At 55.3% G+C, this 23,958-nt stretch carries 16 protein-coding genes; 8 read left to right on the forward strand and 8 right to left on the reverse strand.

Features of this window, described 5'->3' with window-relative positions:
• Nucleotides 1–36: 36 nt before the first annotated feature.
• The 4 genes from CGZ80_RS02230 to CGZ80_RS02245 form a co-directional block, all read right to left on the reverse strand.
• A complete protein-coding gene (locus tag CGZ80_RS02230) occupies nt 37–4,041 on the reverse strand; it encodes a WD40 repeat domain-containing serine/threonine protein kinase (protein ID WP_094411146.1) in 4,005 nt (1,334 codons plus the stop codon).
• A complete protein-coding gene (locus tag CGZ80_RS02235) occupies nt 4,016–4,774 on the reverse strand; it encodes a sigma-70 family RNA polymerase sigma factor (protein WP_094411147.1) in 759 nt (252 codons plus the stop codon). Before CGZ80_RS02235 ends, CGZ80_RS02230 begins: the two co-directional genes overlap by 26 nt.
• A 204-nt stretch (nt 4,775–4,978) precedes the next feature.
• Nucleotides 4,979–5,725 carry a 4'-phosphopantetheinyl transferase family protein gene (locus CGZ80_RS02240; protein ID WP_094411148.1) on the reverse strand — a complete coding sequence of 249 codons (747 nt, stop codon included), beginning with the start codon at nt 5,723–5,725 and terminating at the stop codon, nt 4,979–4,981.
• 34 nt (nt 5,726–5,759) lie between these two features.
• The gene (locus tag CGZ80_RS02245) at nt 5,760–7,334 is read right to left on the reverse strand and encodes a bifunctional folylpolyglutamate synthase/dihydrofolate synthase (RefSeq protein WP_143543697.1); all 1,575 of its coding nucleotides are present in this window, start codon (nt 7,332–7,334) and stop codon (nt 5,760–5,762) included.
• Between the two features lie 347 nt (nt 7,335–7,681).
• Between CGZ80_RS02245 and CGZ80_RS02250 the strand changes: the two genes are divergently transcribed.
• The 3 genes from CGZ80_RS02250 to CGZ80_RS02260 are packed head-to-tail and all read left to right on the forward strand — an operon-like array spanning nt 7,682 to nt 12,552.
• Complete coding sequence (locus CGZ80_RS02250; RefSeq protein WP_094411150.1) at nt 7,682–8,686, forward strand: ABC transporter ATP-binding protein; 1,005 nt, start codon at nt 7,682–7,684, stop codon at nt 8,684–8,686.
• A 9-nt stretch (nt 8,687–8,695) separates the two neighbouring features.
• Complete coding sequence (locus CGZ80_RS02255) at nt 8,696–10,591, forward strand: ABC transporter permease (RefSeq protein ID WP_094411151.1); 1,896 nt, start codon at nt 8,696–8,698, stop codon at nt 10,589–10,591.
• Complete coding sequence (locus CGZ80_RS02260; protein ID WP_094411152.1) at nt 10,588–12,552, forward strand: IRE (iron responsive element); 1,965 nt, start codon at nt 10,588–10,590, stop codon at nt 12,550–12,552. The genes CGZ80_RS02255 and CGZ80_RS02260 overlap by 4 nt, the downstream gene beginning before the upstream one ends.
• A gap of 63 nt (nt 12,553–12,615) precedes the next feature.
• Here CGZ80_RS02260 and CGZ80_RS02265 read toward each other — a convergent pair whose 3' ends face one another.
• A complete protein-coding gene (locus CGZ80_RS02265) occupies nt 12,616–13,266 on the reverse strand; it encodes a lysophospholipid acyltransferase family protein (RefSeq protein ID WP_094411153.1) in 651 nt (216 codons plus the stop codon).
• Between the two features lie 11 nt (nt 13,267–13,277).
• Entirely contained in the window at nt 13,278–14,255 is a 978-nt protein-coding gene (locus CGZ80_RS02270) for a phosphatidate cytidylyltransferase (protein ID WP_094411154.1), read from the reverse strand.
• A 169-nt stretch (nt 14,256–14,424) separates the two neighbouring features.
• Between CGZ80_RS02270 and CGZ80_RS02275 the strand changes: the two genes are divergently transcribed.
• From CGZ80_RS02275 to CGZ80_RS02285, 3 genes are read left to right on the forward strand one after another with little or no spacing between them, the layout of a single operon-like run.
• The gene (locus CGZ80_RS02275) at nt 14,425–15,825 is read left to right on the forward strand and encodes a phosphatase PAP2/dual specificity phosphatase family protein (protein WP_143543698.1); all 1,401 of its coding nucleotides are present in this window, start codon (nt 14,425–14,427) and stop codon (nt 15,823–15,825) included.
• Nucleotides 15,804–16,433 (forward strand): CDP-alcohol phosphatidyltransferase family protein, encoded by a 630-nt coding sequence (locus tag CGZ80_RS02280; protein WP_094411156.1) that lies wholly within the window; start codon nt 15,804–15,806, stop codon nt 16,431–16,433. The genes CGZ80_RS02275 and CGZ80_RS02280 overlap by 22 nt, the downstream gene beginning before the upstream one ends.
• A 12-nt stretch (nt 16,434–16,445) precedes the next feature.
• Nucleotides 16,446–18,260, forward strand: coding sequence for a bifunctional alpha/beta hydrolase/class I SAM-dependent methyltransferase (locus CGZ80_RS02285; RefSeq protein WP_094411157.1), 1,815 nt, complete (start codon nt 16,446–16,448; stop codon nt 18,258–18,260).
• Here CGZ80_RS02285 and CGZ80_RS02290 read toward each other — a convergent pair.
• Together CGZ80_RS02290 and rpe are read right to left on the reverse strand one after the other, a co-directional pair.
• The gene (locus tag CGZ80_RS02290) at nt 18,257–18,850 is read right to left on the reverse strand and encodes a histidine phosphatase family protein (RefSeq protein ID WP_233148172.1); all 594 of its coding nucleotides are present in this window, start codon (nt 18,848–18,850) and stop codon (nt 18,257–18,259) included. The genes CGZ80_RS02285 and CGZ80_RS02290 overlap by 4 nt on opposite strands.
• Complete coding sequence (gene rpe / locus CGZ80_RS02295) at nt 18,850–19,536, reverse strand: ribulose-phosphate 3-epimerase (protein WP_094411158.1); 687 nt, start codon at nt 19,534–19,536, stop codon at nt 18,850–18,852. The genes CGZ80_RS02290 and rpe overlap by 1 nt, the downstream gene beginning before the upstream one ends.
• A 262-nt stretch (nt 19,537–19,798) precedes the next feature.
• Between rpe and CGZ80_RS02300 the strand changes: the two genes are divergently transcribed.
• On the forward strand, nt 19,799–20,860 hold the full coding sequence (locus tag CGZ80_RS02300; protein ID WP_094411185.1) for an NAD-dependent epimerase/dehydratase family protein: 1,062 nt from the start codon (nt 19,799–19,801) through the stop codon (nt 20,858–20,860).
• A 62-nt stretch (nt 20,861–20,922) separates the two neighbouring features.
• Nucleotides 20,923–23,952, forward strand: coding sequence for a hypothetical protein (locus CGZ80_RS02305; protein ID WP_094411159.1), 3,030 nt, complete (start codon nt 20,923–20,925; stop codon nt 23,950–23,952).
• The last annotated feature ends 6 nt before the right edge of the window (nt 23,953–23,958 follow it).

The raw sequence follows: 23,958 nt of genomic DNA on the forward strand, positions 1-23,958 counted from the left end.
AAGACGGCAACGCTGCGTTTCCAACGCGCGTGAAATCTACATCAGCTCGTCGAGTACGAGATGCTCCGCTTCTGGCAACACATCGTCTTCCGACTCGGCGCTGTCCGCAAATGGCGGATCTGGTTTGCCGAATAACCACAGCACCTCGATCACACCGGTCGGTTCAGCAATCAACAGCTTTTCGCTATCGGGGCTGAATTCGATTGACATCACTCTCGATTTGCGTGGACCAATCGAAACCAGCTCCAGCCCACTGGCCGTGTCCCAAATGCGAATCATATGATCTTCACCAACGGTCGCGAGGCGTGTGCCGTCGGTGTTGCTATCGACCTTCGTGACTGGCGAAGCGCTGACCATCAGCTTGGCGACGTTGGCAAAACCTGACTCTTTCGCCCTCCGTTCAGTCAACCGCGGCAAATCCCAAAGTCTGCAGACGCCATCGCGACCCACCGTCGCTATTCGGTCGTTCCCAACCAGCGTCATGTCCAAAACGGCTCCGCGATGCCCGTCGAAGGAATGCACTGAATCATGGACCGCTTTGATCGCAGCTTCTTCGTTCTTGACCTGATCGGATGGACGCGTCTGCTTGTCAGCGGATTCCTTCGCTGCGATCGGTGAACCACCAGAATCACTGACGTTTGCCGGAGTCATCGTTGTCGGTTTCGAGTTCGCCGCCGAGCCCTCCCCGTGCGCTTGACGCATTTGAATTTGGGCAATTTTGGCAATCATCCCGGGCCAGTTTAATGGCATCGACAACAACGTCCCGTTGTCTGTGCCCATCAGCATCCATTGTTGGTCCCGAGAGAGCTCGATCGATTCGATCGCGTCTTTTTGGTTCAAATGCAGTTCTGCCGGTGCTTCAGGCCGCTGTAAATCAAACAGGTACAAACTCGTCTGACGGTTTTCGGCGATGGCCTGTGGCGAACGCGGTTTAAGCAGCTTGACCGGTTTGATCAATCGCGTCGTCGCCGCGATCAAGAATCGATCGTTGACCAAACAGGCGGCGGTGAAGGCAACTCGTCGCCCCGCAGGTGCATCCAATTGATGCGATGGAGTTGGCGAGCCCGGTTTCAAAACGAAAATTCGATCGCCACATACAGCGGCAAACTGCATATTCCCCGATGTCGAAAGCGGGAACGACGACGAAGCAAACTGCTTGGCTTGGCGAACGGACCGATGATCAACGGCAATGCTTTCGAACGCCCGTGGCTGGTAGCCAGGCAACGGGCTTTTGCGATGACTGTTACTGAGCACAACGATTCGGTCATCCGAATCCCAGTTCGCATCAAACAGACTCTGTGTGGGCAATTCGATCGAATCGATGGTCTGATGTTCTTCGTGCCCCCACTGGATCACATTACCGTCGTCCCCGCCAGAAACCAAATAGGCGAGTTTGTAGTGCAAACGCTCCTCACGTCCTTTCACCACGGGCGGCGGGATGTAAACCATGTCGCGCGCTGCCGATTCGTGACCATAGTAATCTTTGACATGCCGCACCAACTCAGCCGGACGATGCTCGATCACAGGTAAGTTGTTCTGTGAAGTTGATTCCGCTGACTGTTGCGACGCGCTGGCCGCTTGCGGGCTGTTCGATTTGACGCCGGATTCTGGAACGTCGTTTTCGTTGGTTTGAGTTAGCGCGGGCTGCTCCACCGGAATTGGCACAGGCGCACCGATATTCCATCGCGAGACACCGCCATTGACGGTGGTCACGGCTAGCTCTCGACCGCTCGGAGAAAACCGTACTTGAGTGATCGGTATTCGGCCCACGCGGAACTGACTGAGTGACTTGGGCAAATCATTATCAAGCGAGCGGAGGAATACAGTGCCTGCTTCATCACACCACGCGATCCGCTGAGTCCCGGCGTGATAATCCAGCCCCGTCATCGCCGCGCCCCGCCAAATCATTTTGACCGATCGCATCGATTCCTTTTCAAAGTTCCATCGCTGCACCAAACCGATGTCGCTGTGATTCAACAGTTGCCCGGCCGCCGCGCGGGCCCCACGAGTGGTGTAGAACTCAGATGCACTTGTAAAAACGAGCGATGTGATCGCGGGACGCTCCCAGCGGCTCGAATCACGTTTTTCGAATGCGTTGCGATCGGACAGGTCATAGCGAGTCATCCAACTGGATGTATCTGCGGCTCGCTGGGCTGTCGCCTGAGCACCACCAGCGACGACCAAGTGCTTCGAATCGGTAGAGAACCCGACCGCGTAAGCGTTTGTATGAGTCGGATGTTCTAGAAACTGAGACAACTCGTTTTCGTCCAGATCCCAAACCCGAACATCGCCGTCCAGGTCGGCCCATGCCAACCAACGATTATCGGGACTGACCGCCAAGTCAGTGATCTCGAACACGCCGCTGTACATGACAACCGGCGTATCGATCCGTGCACGGTTTTGCGGCGATCGCAAGAACATCGATTTTTGCGGCGGTAGTTTCCAGCGGAGCAACTTTCCGTCTTCGGATCCCGCAAAGATTTGCTTGCGTCCCAATGCGATCGCGAGCGCATTAATCGGAGCACCTAAGTCTTTCGATGCGTTGCCATCCAGGATGACATGCGATGGTGAGTGCGACACCATGTTGAGTAGATCCCATTCCCATTGCCTAGCGGCAGGAGGAATGTCACGCAGCAGTGCCAGGCCGCGGCTTCGGTCACCGCTAGAAATCTCCTGTGATGCGCGAGCGAGCTGAACCATGTAGCGTTCGCTCACCAGTTCACGTTTTTCGTCGGTTTCCTCAATCAACTTGTCGGCCAATCGGTTTTGCCGAAATTGCGACACTCCCAAGAAAATCGCCAGCATAAGGATTAACGGAATCATCGCTCCCAAAAGCGATGCGACCGGGTGCAATCGCATCCAGACACGAATGTTTTCCGAGACCGAAACCTTGCGAGCTTTGATCGGCTCGCGGCGACGAAATCGAATCAAGTCATCTCGCAAATCCGCCGCCGTTCGATAGCGTGCGGCTGGATTCTTTGCCAAGCAGCGTAACGTGATGGTTTCCAAATCGCGTGGAACGCCAGCGCGACGCGATCGTGGCGGCACCGGGATCGAGGTCTTGCTGGCCTGCAAAACTTCACGCGCTTTGCCGACGAAGGGCGGTGCGCCGGTCAGCATTTCATAAAGAATCACGCCGAGTGCGTAGATGTCCGTCGGCGGCTTGTTGGAGTTTTCACCGCCCTCGGCTTGCTCCGGACTCATGTACGCTGGCGTCCCCAGCACGGTCCCTTCGCTGGTTAAACCGTTGGACAACTGTGGGTAACTTGCCAAACCGAAGTCCAACACCATTGGACGATTCTTGTCCAGCATCACGTTGGCAGGCTTCACATCACGATGCACGATCCCGCATTCATGTGCTGTTGAGACGGCGTCAGCGATCTGCGTCATCCAATCCGCCGCTAAATCGAAATCCAGCGGGCCGTGTTCTTTTAAGTACTTCGCCAAAGAGGGCCCGTCGATCCATTGCTGAATCAGGATCGGTAAGCCGTCTTCGATCAGGACTTCGTGTACTTGAACGACGTTGGGGTGACTAATTGCGGCGGCGGCGCGAGCTTCGGTTTGAAACCTTGCGGCGTTCGTCTCGCTCATCACCCGCGTTGCGTGCGGGACCTTAAGTGCAACCCAACGCGCCAAGCGGGCGTCACGCGCACACCACACGCTTCCGGTCGCACCGGTTCCTAATCGCTTGCGAATTTCGAACCTTCCCAACCAGACCTTGTTCGAATCCAAAGTCGCCAATTCGGCCAAGCGACTCTGCTTGGGCAAACGACGACTGCCGACTTCTCCCGGCGAAGCGGTAACGGTCTGCTCGCGTGTTTCTTTTGCGTCGCGATAGGCCGCATCGATCGCGTCGAGCTCTTGCATCAATTGCTCACGCCAACCGACAGGTACCCCGGCCAAGAATGGCGCGCGTTCGGCGCGGCCTTCTTGTAAGGACGCTTCGTAGGCATCGCACAATCGATCGATGGTGATCCACTTCTCGCGGGAATCGCCGGCCGATTGATTGGTAGGCTCAGGCTCGCCGCTGTTCATCGGCATTCTCCAAAATCGGATTCCACAACCGCCGGATCAAGTTCAGCTTTCGCTCAACCGTTCGGGTGGCACATCCGAGTTGGGACGCGATCTCTTCGTTGGTGAACCCATGCAACTTCAACGAGACAATGCCTCGCAATGTTGCTTCAGAGAGTTCTTCCAAAAAACGTTCCACGACTTCGTTGGACGCTGCCTCTTCATCGCTGCTGAGTTGATTCCGATCACTCACAGCATCCATCGGATACTCTTCGCGCCGTCCGACACCGCCACGATCATCCAAGCGACGACGCAGTGCGGTCTCCCCGGATTCCCCCAAGCCCAAACGGTCACTGGCGGTTCTTGTCGTGCCGTTCGCCGACATTTGACAAGTACTCGCGTTGGCGTTTGCCTTGTTTGCCCGCCGTGCCCCCTCGCCACCGCGACAGAGCGCGTTGTCATAGCGAACCGAATCGATCGCCTTGTTACGGGTCAGCCGCGCCAAAATCGCCCAAGCTTGCCCGCCGGTCACCAACGCATCCAATTGCCCCGTTTCGATGCGATCGAAGAAACTCCGAAAGGCACTTTGGGCGACATCTTCTTCGTCAGCCAACCCACCACCCGGACTCAGTCGCCCACGGGCGATCTTTTCCACCGGCGCTCGGTAACGACGATAAAGCTCTGCAGCCGCTGCTTGTCGTTCGTCTTCTGTGATCGCCTGACGTAGACGATCCAGAATCAATGTGATTGATCTATCAGACATCGATTTCAAGGCGGGAGAGAAGAAGTGGTCGGATTTCTCAGCGCCGAGCCGCCAGCCCTCGACCCTCTGATTTTGACATAAACACCCACTTAATGTCAAAGAATTCGACGTTCACATCGCGCGTTTCGCAGACTCTCTTGACATCGGGAGTGCGTATCCATGCAACCGATTACGCACTCTTGCAGACGTCTGCACAAAACGGCACTATCGAAATAGCTCGAATGGATTCCAAGTGACAGAAGCTGTCGCAGAACGCTTTTTTGTCGCGACAGCAGCGGACGCGATGAAGCCTTCACTTGGTTGCTTGCAAACGAACAACCAAGTTTGCCCGTTGTCCAACTTTGGATCGAGGAACCGGATCGTTGGCTGATCCGATTCGATTGACTCGAAAGCGAAGTCAGCCAGCGGCGTATGCAGCCCAGTCCCGATCGCTTTGATAAACGCCTCTTTCAGCGTCCAGATCTTCAAGAAGTAAAACTTCTGCTGCTCGGCAGGTCGTGTTCTTAGGAACTCGATTTCGGGCAGCGCGAAGTAACGGTCAGCCACCTCGGTTGTGGTGCGTCGATGAAGTGATTCAACATCAACACCGACGGAGTCAACACCTTCGCTAGCGACGCCGCATAGCACCATTCCGTCGGTGTGGGCGATATTAAAAGGACGTCTGACCGATTCGGGATACTCGACCTGGGGTTTGCCGTGTGCGCCGATACCAAACCGGATCGCCTGGGGGGCAAACTCTTCGGTACACAACAAACGCCTTGCCATCGCACGACCGACGACATGCTGGTTGCGACTCCGAACCAAACGAAAACGGTCCGCGTCTCGCAACTCGTCGGCTGCCAAACACTTCTCGCATTCCTTCTCGAAAGGGCCACGTCGTTCGCTGTCAGCAGGCGCATGCCAAACATCCAATGTCACATCAGTTGACTCGGATTGCTGAAGCGAAGACATGATTCAATGATGGATTGCTGAATCGATAGTGCAGTTAGGAGCGGGCCAACAACCCTGTTGTCGTTTCGCGATCAAGCCCCGCTTCTGGCGCGGCCATGCGGATCATCGTTGGGCGAAGTTCACCGGCGAGATAAAACGACCCACACACAATCACCGTCCCGCCTGCGGCATGCCCCAACGCGAGTTGCAATGCGGAGTCGGGCATTAACTCCGCTTGAAGATTCTCGGGTCGGACACCTGCATCACGGAACGCCGACACCACCGCATCGACCGACAAAGCTCGCGGGTTGGTGCAGTACTGTGTACCGATGACTTGATCAGCGATCGTTGCCAGCTGTGCTGCCATCGAAGCGACGTCTTTGTCCCGACTGGTCCCAAAGACGACCACGACGGGCTGCCTGAAAATGACCTCGTCACGATCACTTTGAATTCGAGAACGGACAGCACGACACAACGCACCGACCGAGTCGGGATTATGTGCTGTATCGAGCACCAATCGCGTTCCATGATCCTTCAATTGGAAACACTCTAAACGGCCATCGCAGCATACCGTCACCAATCCTTTCTCGATTGCTGCCTGATCGACGCGGTGCTTCAGGAGTGGCAATGAGTTTTGAGTCGCCTGGTCAAGCAAGCGACAAATGGTGATTGCCGCTGACGCATTGTCTGCTTGATGATTGCCAATCAATGGCAAGCGAACGTCGAGTTGTGATGCGGCGATTGACCCTTCCGTTCGATAGCGAAATTGAATCCCCGCTTCGGTTTCGACAATGTCCTCGGCCTGATAATCGCATTGGAACTGAAACAGTTCGCATTGCCGCTGCTTCGCGATTTCGTGGACGACCTGCCTCGCATCAGGGTCGCGAACGCCACAGACAGCGGGAACGCCAGACTTGAAAATCCCAGCTTTCTCGGCGGCGATCTCTTGGACCGTTTCGCCAAGGACGTGTTGGTGATCGAGTCCGATCGAGGTGACAGCCGTCACAGAACTTTGGCAGACATTGGTACTATCCAGCCGCCCGCCCAAGCCCACTTCGAGAACGATCGCATCACAACGCTGTTGATGGAAATAGAGCACTGCCATTGCAGTGGTCAGCTCGAAGAACGAAACGCACTGACCTCTCGCATCCATGGCCTCGACCACGGGGCGAACGCAGCCCACCAGGTCCACCAATTGCTGGTCAGTACAGGGAACGCCGTCAATACGAAAACGTTCATTCAAATGGGTCAGGTGCGGCGACGTGTAGAGACCGACCCGATTCCCGGCCGAGGTCAGAATTGAACTGACCATTGTCGACGTCGAACCTTTGCCTTTGGTGCCTGCGATATGGACCAGCGGAGTCGCGGCCGCTTGGTCGTCTGAACCGTTGACTCGATAGCTCGGATGCAGGTACCGGCTTAACCCCAGCTTTGTGAACAGCTCGGCGGTTCGGTCGAGCCGAAACACGGGTGGACCGCTGTGGGTCGCTTGCCGCTCGTAGTCGATCCTTCCATAGAGGTATTCGACAGCTTGGGCGTAGGCCGTCGATTCAAACTCGGTCGGCGAAACGCTGGAAGTAGGGTTGGTATTTAATCCGGACACGTCGTTCGATCCGACCACATCATTCATTTCGGGCACGTCAGCGGCATTGTGGCAAGAAGACTGCGATTTTGGCAACGACCGATCTGATTCGAATCACCGCCTGAGCGTTGAAATCCCCTTCTGGGCCAGCTCACCAGCCGCTACGGCGGGCAGGCTCGCGTCCGCTACCGTGAACGTGAAATACCACGGGCGGGCCAAAATGGTGCAGGCAGCCCGCTCCGACGCCGCACGAACATCGACGGCTGCAATCATTGCCCCCTGCCGCAGAATTTGGCATGGAAAATGTTCGAACCGGTTTCGGGTGGCTCGCGTAGCGTAACAATCCTCGATTATCCACTGGAATTCTTACTCTCCTCTGATACGGAACGCTGTTCGTGGACACCGATTCAACAGCTGTCGCAAGCACCACCGGGGCTGGCGTCGAAAATGCAAACGCCCCCGCGGCAAGCCAGCCCACCAGTAGCGACGTCGTTATCGAAACTCGCAACCTGAACAAGATTTACAAGGATTTCTGGGGCCGAAAGAAGGTCCACGCAGTCAAATCGCTTGATATCGAAGTCCGCAAAGGCGAGATCTTTGGGTTGCTGGGCCCCAACGGTAGCGGCAAGTCGACGACGATTAAATTGATCCTGGGGTTGCTCTTCCCCACCAGCGGACGTGTGCTGGTATTTGACAAAGACGCGACAGAAACCAAAAAGAACGAACGTATCGGTTATCTGCCCGAAGAGTCGTACCTGTACCAGTTCCTCAACGCCGAGGAGACACTGGATTTCTACGGACGGCTGTTTGACATGTCCGGAACGCAGCGTCGCGAGCGAGTCAACGAGCTCTTGTCGCTGGTCGGGTTGCAAGCCGCACGTCACCGCCAACTGCGCGAATACAGTAAGGGGATGCGACGCCGGGTCGGTCTGGCCCAAGCCCTGATCAACGACCCCGACCTGGTCTTGCTTGACGAACCGACCACGGGCTTGGACCCGATCGGGATCCGCGAGATGAAGGACCTGATTTTGGCCCTTCGTGATCAAGGCAAGACCGTTCTGTTGTGCAGCCACCAACTTGGCGACGTACAAGACGTTTGTGACCGCGTCGCGATTCTGCACCAAGGCGAACTAAAAGAACTCGGCCGCGTCAGCGACTTGTTGAAGGTCCGCGACATCACCGAAGTCCACGCGACCGGCCTGAGCGAAGAAGCCAAACAAGAGATCCGCGATGTCATCGCCCGCCACGGCGGCGACCTGAAATCGATGGACAACCCAACCGCCACGATGGAAGACCTGTTCCTTGACATCGTTCGCGAAAGTGAGGCCCGCCCCGGTGCTCGGCGTGTTTCCGCTTCAGCGGCAGAGCAATCTGAAGCGGCCGAAGGGCAAGGGGAATAGTGACCAGTCATGAAATTACAACCTGATGATTTCTGGACATTCTCAGAATGGCTGATGCGTCCAGGCGCGTTCCTGGAAAGCGCTCTCCTGAAAGGCTGCGTGCTGATCGTGTTGGCGATCGTGCTGGGCGTACTGGTGGGCTACATCATTTCGTCAGCCCGCTATGGGCCGGGTGAAGGCTTTTACGCTGTCGCACGCGCGATCCGGGATTTCTTCCGATCGGATTTGCCTGGCACCAGCCCACGCCGTATCACCGCGCTCGCACGACTCGCATTTAAAGAGGCAATCCGCCGTAGGGTGCTGTTTGTCTTCGGCTTGTTCGTGGTCCTGCTGCTACTGGCGGGCTGGTTCCTTAACCCCGACAGTGACGACCCCGCGCGTCTGTATATCAGCTTTGTGCTGACGGCGACGAACTACTTGGTGCTCGCGCTTGCATTGTTTATCAGTGCGTTTTCACTGCCCCAAGATATCGAGTCGCGAACGATCTACACGATCGTGACGAAACCGGTTCGCTCCAGCGAGATCGTGCTGGGACGGATGCTCGGATTTATCGGCGTCGGCACCATGATGCTGGTACCGATGGGCGTATTGAGCTATCTGTTCGTTCGCCGAGGTCTCGACCACAGCCACGTCGAAGTGGTCGATGCGACACGCGACGAGAGCGGCGCTGTCACCGGTAAGACAGATTTTGTCCGCAAGCACGAACATGAGTTCACAATCGACTCGGGCGAATCCGTTGGCCTGACCGACTTTGATCGAGGACACCGCCACATCGTCACGCAGGTTGATGACCAAACGTTTGAAATCGGCCCTCCGATTCAACAACTGCGTGCCCGGATTCCCGTTTATGGCGAGATCCAGTTTTATGACCGTGCCGGTGCCCCAAAGGACGCCGGGATTGACGTCGGTGCCGAAAAGGCTGACGGCGGTTATGGGTCGGCCGGTATTTCGCGTCTGATCGGTGTGGCCCGCGGGCCACGTCGCTTGGAGCACGGTTATGTCGAAGGCGGAACACTCGGTATGGCCGAGTTCACGTTCGATAACGTAGTCGAATCGCTGTACCCCGATGGTATCCCCGTCGACCTTTCAGTGCGAGCGTACCGTTCGTACAAGGGTGACATCGAATCGGGAATCCGTGGTTCACTGACCATGAAAAACCCCGATACAGGTGCGGAGTCAAACCCGATCCCCTTCATCGTCGAAGAGTATCAAATCGACGAACGAACATTGCCGCTGAACATCGAAGGTACCGATGCCAACGGCGAAACCCGCGAACTGAATGTTTACCAAGACTTGGCCACCGAAGACGGCCGCATGCAGATCCTGCTTCGTTGCTTGGACCGCAGCCAATACCTGGGTGTGACCAAGAGTGGGGTTTACTTGCGTCCTGCCGAATCTTCTTTCGAGTGGAACTTGACCAAGGCTTACATCTCGATCTGGTTCCAGATGACGATGATCATCGCCTTCGGCGTGATGTTCAGCACGTTCCTGAGTGGACCGGTCGCGATGGTTGCGACCGCGGTTTGTGTCTTGATGGGTTTCTCCGCAGAAACGATCTATGACACCCGTTATTACATCGATTCGCCGATCGAACATGGTGGCGGTCCGATCGAATCGCTCGTCCGTCTGGTCAAACAGGATGCGATGACGACGCAGCTTGACGTCGAAGGTGTCGCTAACACGCTGATCAAATCCGCCGACGCGGGAATCGTGTACGCACTCGATGCCGTCGCGACCGCACTGCCCAACTTGCCGCGCATGGTCGGTACAGCCGAGTATGCTGCCAGTGGTGTGAACATCTTTGGCGCGGTCCTGGCCCGTCACGGTGTTGCGACACTGGGATATTGTTTATTGGCCTTCCTCATCAGTTACTTCTTTTTGAAATCTCGCGAGATCGCGGCATGAACCAGTCGACTGCTTTCCGTCGCAAGATCATTTATCTCGTCATCCTGGTTGCCACGTTGGTTCCGTTGTACTTGCTGGGTCGGCCGTCCGATGGGACGCCCGACTCTGGTGGGCAGTTGGCACTGATGCGGCAAAAATACGGGATCTCTGAAAGTGATCTTGGCGAAATCAGCCCCGCTAGTGAAACAATGAAACTCGCTTCGCTGGGGCTTCGTGGTGTCGCCGCGACGCTGCTGTGGGAAAAGGCCCACAAGTACCGTGTCGCCCACGAATGGGACCGCTTGAAGGCGTCTCTCAATAACATTGCACTGCTGCAACCACACTATGACAAAGTGTGGGAACACCAAGCACACAACTTGGCCTACAACGTTTCGATCGAATTCGACGACTATCGCCAACGCTACGAAATGGTCCGCGAAGGAACGGAGTTCCTCACGCGTGGTGTACGCCAAAACCGCAAAGCACCTCGCTTGATTTGGTACACCGGTTGGTTCTATGGCCAAAAAATTGGCATGTCCGATGAGCAGAAACAGTTCCGCCGACTGTTCTCGGAAGACAAAGTTCTGCACGCGTCACTGGCTAACGAAGGGATCGCCGTCGACAGCAACGAAGCCAAAGGCCCGGAACAAAAACCGGACAACTGGCTGGTCGGCCGCCTTTGGCTGAACCACGGTTACGACATCGTCGATGCGGGAGTCAAAATTCGTCGCCAGTCGCCGATCAACTTTTTCGAAACCGGCCCCAAATGGCTCTACAAGCACGCCGAGGCGATCGAAAAAGAAGGCGTCCTGGATGAACGTGCCGTTCGCGCCTACACCAAGGCTTCGGAAGGCTGGGAACAATTCGGACGTCGTAGTATCCCAACCAACGACGGATTCTCAATCAAACTCGGTTCGATCTTTGACTTGAACGAGCAGAAAAGCGAGAAGATGGACGAGTTCCGTAAGATCGCCGACGAGATCTACGAGGAAATGCGGAACGAGAAAATCGCCGCGCTTCCGATCGATGTCCGCAACGTTCTTGAAAAAGCCCCCGAGGAACGCACCGAAGCCGGCAAAGCAGCTTTGCCAGCCATCCTTGCCTCGGTTGAGCCCGATCGCGAAACCGTCCTGAAGCGGCTTCCACAAGCGGCCCAACTCACCGCGATCCAACTGATTGACGAGATCAAAGACCTCGATGAGCGAATTAAAAAGACAGACAGCTATCGACGTCAGATCAACTTCATCTACTGGGAAAGCTTGGCGATGGCCGAGCAAGAAGAACGGACCGTCGAAGCCCGACGCTTGATCTACGAGGCCGAAAAAGCCAACGCCGATGCCGAAATCTACTTGGCAATCGAAAAGTACAAGCAAGCCTTCGAGATCTGGGCCGAGATCTTCGACGATTACCCGATTCTGACGATCGATGATTCGGCCGAAGACCTCTTCATGTCCATCCGTCGCTACATGATCGCGATCGACTCCGAAGACCTTCCCGATGACTTTCCGTTGGCAACCTTCGCTCGCATGATGAACGTCGAAGGCGGGATTCAAAACGCAGAGGCCTACAAGCTTGTCCGTGAAGAGCAAGGCGACTTGGCGGCAAAGCGGAAGCAAGAACTGGCTGATGAGGAACGTGCTCGTGAGCTCGAAGCCCTCAAAGCAGCTGAAGAAGAAGCTGCCGCAGATTCTGACGCCGAAATGGTTGAAGAAGAACCAGCGACCGCCGAAGCCACCAACGAAGAATCTGTCGAGGCAACGGCTGATGCAGATCAAGCGGCCGAAGTGATGGAAGCTGAAACCGCGACCGAAGCAACTGCTGAGGACGCAACTGCGGACGACGCAACCACCGAGGAAGCGACTGCGACTGAGCCGGAGCAAACGGCAAGCGAAGAGCCGGCTACCGAGGCCGATTCAGAATCCGAGGATGAATCCGCCAGCGAAGCGCCGTCGAAAGACGAAGGCGAGTCCGAATCGGAATAGATCGGTTTAGCAACGCGAACGACGAAAGGCACAGGGCAAACTCCCTGTGCCTTTTTTGTTGACCTACGCCCACTCGCCACCGCCAAGTTCTGCGGACAACGCATCGATCGATTCGTTCAACCGCCCCATGAATTCCTTCTTCGGCAAACCGGACTCCAGCGGGCTTCCAAACACAATGTCACAAAGGAACGGGACTAAAATTGCCTCGCCCTTGGGCAATGCCTTGCCAAGCCCGCGCATGAAGACGGGAATCACGGGCACATCGGGGTGACGACGGGCCAAGTGTGCCACTCCCGTTTGAAAATCCATCATCGTCTCCGGTTCGCCACGCGTACCTTCCGGAAACAACAACACAATGTCCTCGTTGTCGAGCGAATCAGAGATCGCCTGCAGTGGGTGTCGCCCCTCGCGATCCCGTCCGACCTGATTCCGATCGATCGGAATGATACCGACGATGTTTCTGGCAAACCAACTTCGTATCGGCTTGGTCAAAAAGTAATCCGCTGCCGCCACCGGACGAACGTAACGCAACCGCTCAAGCCCGAGTACGTGCATCAAAGCGAACACATCCAAGTGACTGTTGTGGTTCGCAACGATGATCGCGGGACCTCGTGCGGGGATCCGTTCGCGGTGCCTCAAGTTGGTACCGAGGATGATGATCATCAAAGGACGCACGACGATCGCAAAAAACAGCCAGCGCAGCATGTGATTCATTGGACTGCGACTCAACCGTAGAAGTAGTAAACGAAGTGAAAGAAAAGGGGAGCTGTAAAGATCAATGAATCCACACGATCCAAGACCCCACCATGCCCGGGCAGTGTCGCCCCAAAGTCTTTGATCTTTAAGTCGCGTTTCAAGGACGACATGCACAGATCACCAAAGAACCCGGCGAACGCGATAATGACGCCCGCGATGGCGGAGCATTTCCAATCCATCAGCGTCAATCGTGGTGCCAACAACAACGACACCACAATCGTGGTCAATGCACCACCGATCAGCCCTGCATAGGTCTTGCCGGGACTGACCGACGGCGCGACCTTTGATCCGCCAATCGACTTTCCCCAACAAAACTGAAAGATGTCGTTTAACTCAGTCATCAGAACCAGGAACAACAATAGTCCCGGCCCTGGATAAAGCTTGCCAATTTCGGACGGATACTGCCCAAGCAACCGAGCTTGCCCTGACGATCCCGGATCAAACATCAACAGAATTGCGACGTGCGACAAGCTGAAGACTGTCAGCATCAACCCCCAATGAAGCGTTCCCGCAGCTCTTAAAAACCCATCCGTTTGGCCGATCGTAATCATTCGTGCGGGCAACGCGATGAACATGATCACGGGTAGAAACACGATGAACATGCCGTACCAGTTCACCGCGGCAAAGTAATACTGGAGCGGGATCGAAGCATAGGCATAAAACAACACGCGCCGGTCAGCCCTGCGAGTTGGCGTCATCGACAGGAACTCTTTGAGTGCCAAAAAGCTGACGAATGCGAACAGCCAAACCGCAGAACTGCTCGATGGCAAAATCGCCACGACAAACAAGCCGACGATTACCCACCAAGTTTTGATCCGACTGACCAACTCGCCATCACGGTCGCGGCCAAACATCCACTTGGCCCCCGTGATCGCGAGTGTTGAAATTACAAGGGCGACGGCAATCCCTAGTAGGGAGTAACGGACTTCGGGGGCGAGGTGTTCCATAGGGCTACCAAGATAGACGATTTCGACATCCCGTTGCCTCGTGCGACGGGCCTCTATTGGGGAGAGTTTTCTAGGAGCCCGCCAAGACTTCGCTTGCGTGGACGAACGCGAACAAACCGGTCAAGAAAGGCTCTGTTTCGGAAACAACTTCCGCACAACTGGGCCAAGCATGTCTCAAACCCCACAATTCGCCGAATCCACTGTGAACTCGGCAAATCGCCAATGCCCTTCGTGGACCGAAGCGGGTGCGGTCGCCCTCGTCACTTCTGCCTTGTTTTTGGTCTTCTACGGAGGTGCCGCGTACCTGACATCTTTTCGCCAAGATGTTGGAACGTGGTACTACGAGTGGGAGCAGATCATCCCATTCGTTCCGATCATGATCGTCCCCTACATGTCGATCGACGCATTCTTTATTGCGGCACCGTTCTTTTGTTCCAGTCGAAGTGAACTGCGGGTCCTGGGAAAACGACTTTCGGCAATCGTTTTTGTCGCCGCCGCTTGCTTCCTGATCTATCCACTTGAACTTGCCGTACAGCGACCACAACCGACGGGACTGTTTGGCGATATCTACACTTGGTTTACCGCGATGGATCGACCTTTCAATCTGTGCCCATCGATGCATATCGCGCTGCGGACCGTCCTGGCAGTCCATTACGGCAAACACTGTCGCGGGCTCACACGCATCGCAATGAACATCTGGTTTTTCTTGATTGGGTGCTCGACGTTGCTTCTTTACCAGCACCATTTCATTGACGTGCTAGGCGGATTCATCCTAGCGACCTTTGTCATGTACGTCTTCGACGGATTGGGATGGCGACGCAACCACACGCCTAGCTTTGGCATCGCAGGGATTTATGCGTTTTCTGCGATGCTGTTTATCGTCCCGATTACCATTTATCCGAAACTTGGCTGGTTCACGCTTTGGCCCGGCGTCGCCTGTGCGATCACTTCGCTTGGTTATCTTTGTCTTGGTGAATCGATCTACCGCCGCTGCGGCGGACGCCTCTCCTGGCCAACTCGATTCGTCCTGGGGCCAGTGCTTGCCGGCCAGTGGCTTTCCTGGAAGTACTACGCGACACAATCAAACGTGGCCGACCATGTCTTGGATAACGTCTGGATCGGACGCCTGCCAAATCAATCCGAAGCGACGCAACTCGTAAATCGTGCGATCAGTGCGGTGATTGACGTCTGCGTCGCATTTGATGAAACACCTCAGCTCCGAACGATCGAACGATTGGAATTGCCCATCCTGGATCTGACAGCACCGACCACAGAGCAACTGATCGAAGCCGCCCAGTTCATCGAATCCAATCGCGAACGCGGTGTGCTGGTTCATTGCAAAGCGGGCTACTCACGCAGCGCGGCTTTGATTGCCGGTTGGCTGGTCATGACAGGGCGCTGCGGATCGACAGAGGACGCCTTTGAATTGATTCGTCGAGCGCGTCCAAAGATCGTCGTTCGACCCGAGATCCGAAACCTGCGATTCGAATCGAACACGTTGGACTTCGCCACACACCTTCACGAACATACCCTGCGACAAGAACAACCATGCCTAGCGTCTACGATCTAAAACCCAAGTTCCAAGCCACACTTCGACCTCTGGTCCGCACTCTTGCCCGTAGTGGAGTCACGGCCAACCAAGTCACCCTCTTCGCTGTTTTTCTGTCAGTCTGCCAAGGTTTGTTGATTGCGTTGTACCCGACGTCTTGGTGGGCGCTAGCGATGATGCCCTTCACGCTGCTTCTCCGAATGGGGCTCAATGCGATCGATGGCATGCTGGCGCGTGAGTTTGACCAAAAAAGTCGCCTGGGTGCGATCCTGAACGAGCTAGGCGATGTGATCAGTGACGCATTTCTGTACTTGCCGCTGGCATTCGTCCCAATGGTTTCGGCTCCGGCGACTGTCCTGTTCGTCCTATCGGCTGTGATTGTCGAATTTGCCGGTATCGCGGCGCTGCAAGTCGGATCGGAACGACGCTACGACGGGCCGATGGGAAAAAGCGATCGAGCGTTTTGGATCGGATTGTTCTCAGTTCTCGTGGCGGGCGGATGGATCAATTCCCTCGGGGCAAGCATCTACTTCATCGTTTTGCTTTTTTTATCGACTGTCTCCGTTTGGAATCGCTGCCGCCAGGCTCTCTTAGTCCAGACACCGCTTCACACGCCAACAGAGGCCTAAACCGTGGCAACAATGACACTTCCATCACAACTCGATGCCCAATGTCCTGCTCAAGTGGCTGATGCCTCGCAATCGAGTGAACAACCTCGCCAGTCGATCGAAGCGTCGTTTGTTGCCAGTGACGGACAAATCATTTTCTATCGGTATTGGAAACCGACGAACGAAAGCCAGCGTTCGGTCTTGCTATTCCATCGCGGACACGAGCACTCCGACCGTTGGCAAGAATTTGTTGACACTAGCGAAATGGATGACTGTTGGTTCTTTGCTTGGGATGCCCGTGGACATGGTAAAACGTCGGGACCGCGTGGCGCCGCAGAAAGTTTCTCTCGCATGGTTCAAGATGCGGACGAGTTTGCTTCGCACATCGAACATCAGTTCCAGCTCTCGATCGATGAAATGGGAGTTGTCGGGCAAAGCGTCGGCGCGGTATTGGCCGCAGCCTGGATTCATGACTATGCCCCACCGGTTCGAGCGATGGTGCTCGCAACGCCCGCTTTGCGAATCAAACTCTATGTTCCGTTCGCCATCCCCGGACTGCGTTTGCTAAACAAATTTCGCCCGAAGAGCTTTATCAGCAGCTACGTCAAACCGGGCATGCTGACCCATGATCAAAATCAAGCCGACGCCTACGCAAACGACCCGCTGATTTCTCCCCGTATCGCGGTCAATGTCTTGCTGGACTTGCACGATACCTCGACACGTTTGATGGATGACGCCGCCGCGATTTCGACGCCAACACTGATGTTCGTCTCCGACCGCGACTTCGTGGTCCGCAAAGACGCACAAAAACGTTTCTTCGCCGGTCTCTCATCACCCAACAAAAAACTCGTCAAGCTTCAAGGTTTTTATCACAGCACGTTTTGGGAACGCGACCGTGCCACCGTCATTCACCAGACAGCTGCATTCCTCAACCAGCAATTCGTTGGCGCGAATACTCGGCCGAGCAGCAACCAGTTGGCCTTCGTTTCGGAACAGAAGTACCATCGATTGCTTCGACCAAACTCGCCAATCAAGTCCGCTTGGTACGCCACGCAGCGTCTCGCACTCAACACCGGCGGCAGACTGAGCCGCGGTGTTCGCATCGGTTGGAAAAGCGGCTTCGACAGCGGGCAATCGCTCGACCACGTTTATCGCAACAAGGCCGAAGGGACGTCACCACTCGGACGTCTCATCGATCGCGGTTACCTTGACGCCGTCGGCTGGAAAGGGATTCGCCAACGCAAAGTTCACATGGAACAATTGCTCGATCAAACGATTGCCGAAGCCGCCAAGGAATTTGGCGAAGTTCGAGTGTTGGACATCGCGGCAGGTCCCGGGCGATACCTCCAAGAAACGATCCTTCGACATCCGGACACCCCCATCCACGCGACCTTGTGTGACCGTGATCCCGGCGGCTTGTCGGAAGGCCAACAGCTTGCCGAATCACTTGGAATCACCGACCGGGTCGAATTCAAACAGAGCGACGCGTTTGACCCGGGCTCCATTCGCAATGCTGCCGGAGACAAACCGGCGCACATCGTCATCGTTTCGGGACTCTACGAACTATTCCCCGACAATCAACCGATCACGCAATCGCTTGCCGGAATTGCGAGCGTTCTGTGTGATGGCGGCTGGCTGATCTACACCGATCAACCATGGCACCCACAACAAGAAATGATTGCCAAGGTTCTCCCGAACCGAGACGGTGATCCGTGGGTGATGCGTTGCCGCAGCCAAGCGGAGATGGACGCGTTGGTGCGAGAGGCAGGTCTAAAACGCGAACGATTATTAATCGATCGCTGGGGAATTTTTAGCGTCGCCAAGGCTCGAAAGCCGTTTGCGACCTAGACCTCGGTTTCGATCAGCGTCCAACTCGCCGAATCAGTTTCGTGTTTCCAAAGGCTCTTCAGCTCTTCGCCGTTAAGAATGTTTTCGGCAACCGATGCAAGCGGTTCGGGAATGATCAGTCCGATTACTCCGTCACGCGCTTTCTTGGTGCATTTGCGAATCGCCTTGCTAACGCGATTGCGGGCGTCACCGAGTGGCTCGCCTCCAGGCGGACAGAACACTTCGGGATGTTCAATCCCCAAACGATACACACGAGGATGATTGCGGCGTACTTCGTCGATCAGCTTGCCATGCCAAAGTCCATGGTCCAAGTTCCGAAACGCATCGACCGCTTTTGCTTTGGCATCACGACCTTGACGTTCCAAACGCTCGACCAGTCGACGGGCGGTTTCCGATGCGCTCTCGCAAGGCGCATAGTAAATCGTCCGCAAGTCGACGTGAGCAAGTTCCTCGGCCAACGCGTCAGCTTGTTCGCAACCACGCGAGCTGAGCGGCATGTCCAAGCAACCTTTCATGCGGCCCTGTTCATCAAAATCCGTCGCGCCCGGCCGGATCAGCAGGACACGCGTCATCATTGCTGTTCGACTCATTAGACAGCTCCGCTCATCGCAGCGTCTAAGTCGGCGATCGCGGACTTGTAGTCGTCCTTTTTGAAAATCGCCGATCCCACGACAAACAGGTCGCAGCCGGCCGCTCTTGCCGGGCCAATCGTTTCACTGTCAATGCCGCCGTCGATTTCGAGCAGCAACTCGGGATGCGATTGTTTGAGCGTGCGAAGTTTCTCGAGCGCCACGGGATTGAATTTCTGGCCGCCAAATCCCGCTTTGACACTCATCACCAAGACCATATCGACCACATCCAAGCAAGATTCGATGGCCGACAACGGCGTGTCCGGATTCAATGCGACACCAACGCCGACGCCCAGATCTTTGATACCGCCGGCTACCGCCAACGCATCTTCTACCGCTTCGACATGGAACGTCAGCAAGTCCGCACCGGCATCAACCATTGGCTTCGCGTATGACAACGGATCGTTGATCATCAAGTGAACGTCCATCGGCAAATCACTGTGACGACGAATACCATCAACGATAGGCATCCCGTAGGTCAGGTTGCCGACAAAGTTTCCATCCATCACGTCCAGGTGCAGCACTTCGGCGCCGGCGTCTTCCAAACGAGCCAGCTCGCCCTTCAGATCGCCGAAATCACACAGCAACAGACTCGGCAGCACACTCGGTGCTGCCTTACGAATTAGTTCCAGCTTGTCTTGCGACATGCAGTTGAATCTCGATTTTTTGAACAAGCGGAATGGATCCGCTGAAAGTCAAACCGCTGACAGGTTGGTCAACGGGTGGGTGACTTGTCAATTCACCCCTTCAGTCAACATGGCTGCGAAGGTGGAATCCTGCTACGTTTGCCCGCGTAATTCCTCGATCCTATTCGATCGCTGCCCCTGCAAGGGCAGATTAACCCACATAAAAAAAGAATCGAAAGTTACCCCTCGTGGTAGCTATTCGCCACCGTTTTTTGAGAACCACATGCGGATCCTGGTCACTGGAGCGACAGGCTTACTCGGCAACACCATCGTCCGTGAGCTGGCCGAACAAAGCTACACTCCGATCGCGCTCGTCCGACAAACTCCTGACCCCGAGGTTTTTGAGGGAATCAAAACCGAATCGGGGTCGGTCGAAACGGTGCATGCGGAGTTCACACCTGCCGAACAACACGACGACGGTTCCCTCGAAAAATCCTCCGCCGGCTATCTTGAACAAGTCATTGAATCATGCGACGCAGTCATTCACTGCGCCGCGATGATTCATCTCGGCTGGCAAAAAATGGACGAATCAATGAGGGTCAATCGAGACGGGACACGCAGAATCGCAAACGCTTGCTTGAAGTACCAAAAGAAACTGCTCTTCATCGGCACCGTCAACTCTATCGCACTTGGATCTCCTAATACCGAAGCTGACGAGAACACTCCGCTTGGTCACGCTGGCGGACAGATTCCCTGTGCCTATGTTGCAAGCAAAAAGGCAGCCTTGGCAGAAGTCGAACGGGCCGTTGCATCAGGACTCAATGCGACGGTCCTGCATCCCGGCTTTATGCTGGGACCTTGGGACTGGAAACCAAGCAGCGGTCGGATGCTTTTGGAATTGGGCAAGGGCTGGAAAGCGGTCGCGCCTCGCGGTGGGTGCAGTGTTTGTGATTCACGCGACGTCGCCAAAGGGGTCGTCGCGGCGATCGATTATCGCTGCGAACCGGGGCGGCAATTCATCCTGGCAGGCCACAACTGGACGTACCGCCAACTTTGGACCGAGATGGCGAAGCGAATGGGCAGCCGACCACCGGTGCAAACACTGGGCCCCGGTGTTGAATACCTGGCGGGAGCGGTCGGAGACTTGTGGACCAAAATTTCCGGCCGTGAAACCGATGTGAACAGCGCCCAAGTTGCCATGAGTGGTCAATTCCATTGGTACGACAGCGGACGCGCGATACGCGAATTGAACTACAACATTCGTGATGCTGACGAAACACTTGATACGGCGGCACAATGGATTCGTGATCGATTCGTCTTGTCGCCAACGGCCGACAATCGCTAACTTCAGTTTCCTGCGCTGAACCAAGCGCTGCGTAAAGCCAATATTCCGCTAAACCGCTGACGATGTCGATGCAAGGACAAGGAAGTCCGAGCGAACGCCCAGGTGCGTCACACAAACATCCAACGAATGGGTTGCCGATGTGGCTCGATGTACGTCGGTTCTTGGTACGTCGGTTCTTGATCGGGGTCTTTGCACTGTACCTCGGAAGCATCAGTATTGCTTTCAATGCCTTTGGTCAGTCACTTCCCCAATCGTCACCAAATCGCCAAGCCGCGTTTCAGTCGGCGTACGATGCGACGACGAAACCGTTCAAGCTTCGCAGTGCCGCGGCAACCTGGCCAATGACCCCGGCGGACTCGCCGGCAGCACTCTCACTTTCGATCAATTCTTTGATCGAACATGCAGGGACTCAAGTAAGACTGCAGTACGAATTGGTAGAGGTGCCAAGTGGCAACGTGATCGGCCGTGAACAGACCGAAGTCGATTTGGACGCCCAAGGAAATTCCACACCGATTTCGATTGCCGATCGCGCCCCCACGGAACCCGGTGTTTACGAAATTCGTGTGCAGTTGTTGCATCCAAAAGACAAACTCTGGGAACGCTTCACACTTCGCAGCAGCGATCTGAAAAGCACTGAAACAATTGCAGAACTAAAGACCCCGTGGCTGGTCAGCCCGGTAGGTTCACCAGTCACGGCACCGCAAGCGAGATCGGCATGGCAGCTGATCGGCCAAGTCTCGCGATTTGATGCAAGTCATTGGATCGGGACACGTTGGATCCCTGACCCGACGCGATTTGTCCCCGGCGCAAAACGAGTCGGGGAATCGCTGCCTTTGCCCAATTGGCGTGAACAGCGACCACTAGCGGATCATCTTCTTCGCTCAACCGAGAGCGTGACGGGAGTTTTGCCTGCGACCACGGCCGCGGCTGATTGCCAGTTACGACTTCGGATCCAGCAACAGTTGCCGATCGAACGCACGGCAGAACTGAAGATCGAAATCGCTTCTTCGCCTCAGTTCGATGGGCCACTCGAAACCTTCGAGCTGTCGGCCCAACGTCCGATCGATGCAACGCAGGCAAGCTTCTTCGGAGACAACAGCATTGTGCTGCTTTACCACAGCAGCACCGAACCACAATTCATCCGGATTTCGAATACGTCAGATCAAACCGAAGTACTGATCCGCTCGATCGGGATTCAATCGAATTCAGTCGTCGCAATCGGTTCAGAAACGGAATCGCCAGACGTTGCAACCTCAACCGCACAAACGCCGTCTCATCGGCAAGTGATTTGGTCAACGCGTGCGTGGAATTGGGCAGCGGGTTTGGTTGACTCGGGAACGCACTCCCGACTTCAGAATCACTTCGCCGCGAGCACTTGTCTGTTTGAAACACAATGGCTCGCGATGCAGCGTCTGGATCAACACGCAAATTGGCTCGGCTACGATCAGTTGATCGTTTACATGGACCGCCAACACGGCCGCGAGAAATCTCTCGGAGACATCGTGCGGTTTGAGAACGCTGCCGAACAGCAGTGGTGTGGCCAAATCTTTGTCGAAACGATGGAGAGTTGGTGTGAAACAGTTCAAACGCCAATCGATGTCATCCACGACCTTTCCGTCGATCCGCTTGACGCGGCAGTCATCGAATACGGTTTGGTTACTCGTCAGAATGATCAACATGTCATCGAACCGTTAGTCAACAGCGGCTTGATCCATCGAATGGTACAAGACAGCCCACAGCGGATCTTGATCAAGAGCGACAAGCTTCCGATCGTTGTCGATGATTCACTGAGAAATTCGATTCAACAAATTCGGCAAATCCCGACATCGCTTCGAGGCATTGCGAATATCAATGGGTCGGCATCGCATCTTGGCATGCACGTCTTTGTATCTGACAGCGACCAAGCCACAACGACTGTGACACTGCTCAACGAGGCACCTTGGTCGAACGAGGTGCGATTAAATCTGCCGGCGGCCAACCTGCGTCGAGCGGTCGATCACGTTGCCGTGGCAACTGGTGACATGATCGAAGTCGAACCATCGACGATTCTCAACTTGCAAGCTGCGACAAATCGATTGAACGTGGCGGATTGGAAAGTTGAATTTAAAAACGCTCAGAACGCACGCGAGCACGTCAAAACGATGGTTTCAAAGGTCGTCAATCAAATTGGCGCACTCGGGTCGCCGGCGATCTACGATGCACTCAACAATGGCGATTTCGAATCGCCTGGCAAGGTAGGAATCGTCGGATGGATGCACACACAGTTTCCTGCCGATGCGGTAACGCTTGACGAACACGAATCATTTGAAGGCAGTCATTCGATCCGTCTGTTGGCGAACGAGAAGAACAACGGAGGTGTGTGGATTGTTAGCGAACCAATCCCAGTCCCGACGACGGGGCGACTTGCCGTCTCGTTGGCCATACGTGCCGAAGCCAAACCGATTCCGCCAGCAATTCGGCAAACCGGTGCAGAATTCTTGCAAGAAATCCACACGGGCAAAGTCACCAACGCTGGCGGTGGCGAAACCCCAGTCGAAATCGCAAAATCAGATGCCACCCCGAAACTGCCAACCCATGAGATTCGAGTCTCACTCGAGGGCATCCGGGGGGGCGAACCGGTTCGGTTTATCTCCCAATTCGAAATCCCTTGCAGCGGGCAATGGCAGGTAAAACGGAACATCCTAGAAATCGATAACCTCGACCCTACCACGCTAGAAAACATACGATTGACCGTCGACAGCCTCTCGACTGGTAAACTGTGGATCGATGACGTTCGTCTGCACAATGAATTTGTCACGCGTGCCGAACGATCGCATTTACAAGGTAAAGTATTCTTGGCAATCCAAGGCCTACAACGCGGAAACTACAACCCTGCCGCCGAATTGCTTCGCAATCGATGGGCGCGACATTTGCTTACACTTCCTGTCTCTGATGTCCGAGCGCCATCGTCCGGCGAAGGCAGCAGCGATTCCGGAAAAGCCCCCCAGTCGACTGCCGAATTAAATTCGACAGGTGATCAATCAACCAAAGAAAATCGTGATAGTGTTGCGGAGCGAATCCGCGGATGGCTACCACGACCGATTCGATTCTAAATTTCT

Origin of the sequence: Rhodopirellula sp. MGV (assembly GCF_002251265.1) — a bacterium.
Taxonomy (GTDB): domain Bacteria; phylum Planctomycetota; class Planctomycetia; order Pirellulales; family Pirellulaceae; genus Stieleria; species Stieleria baltica_A.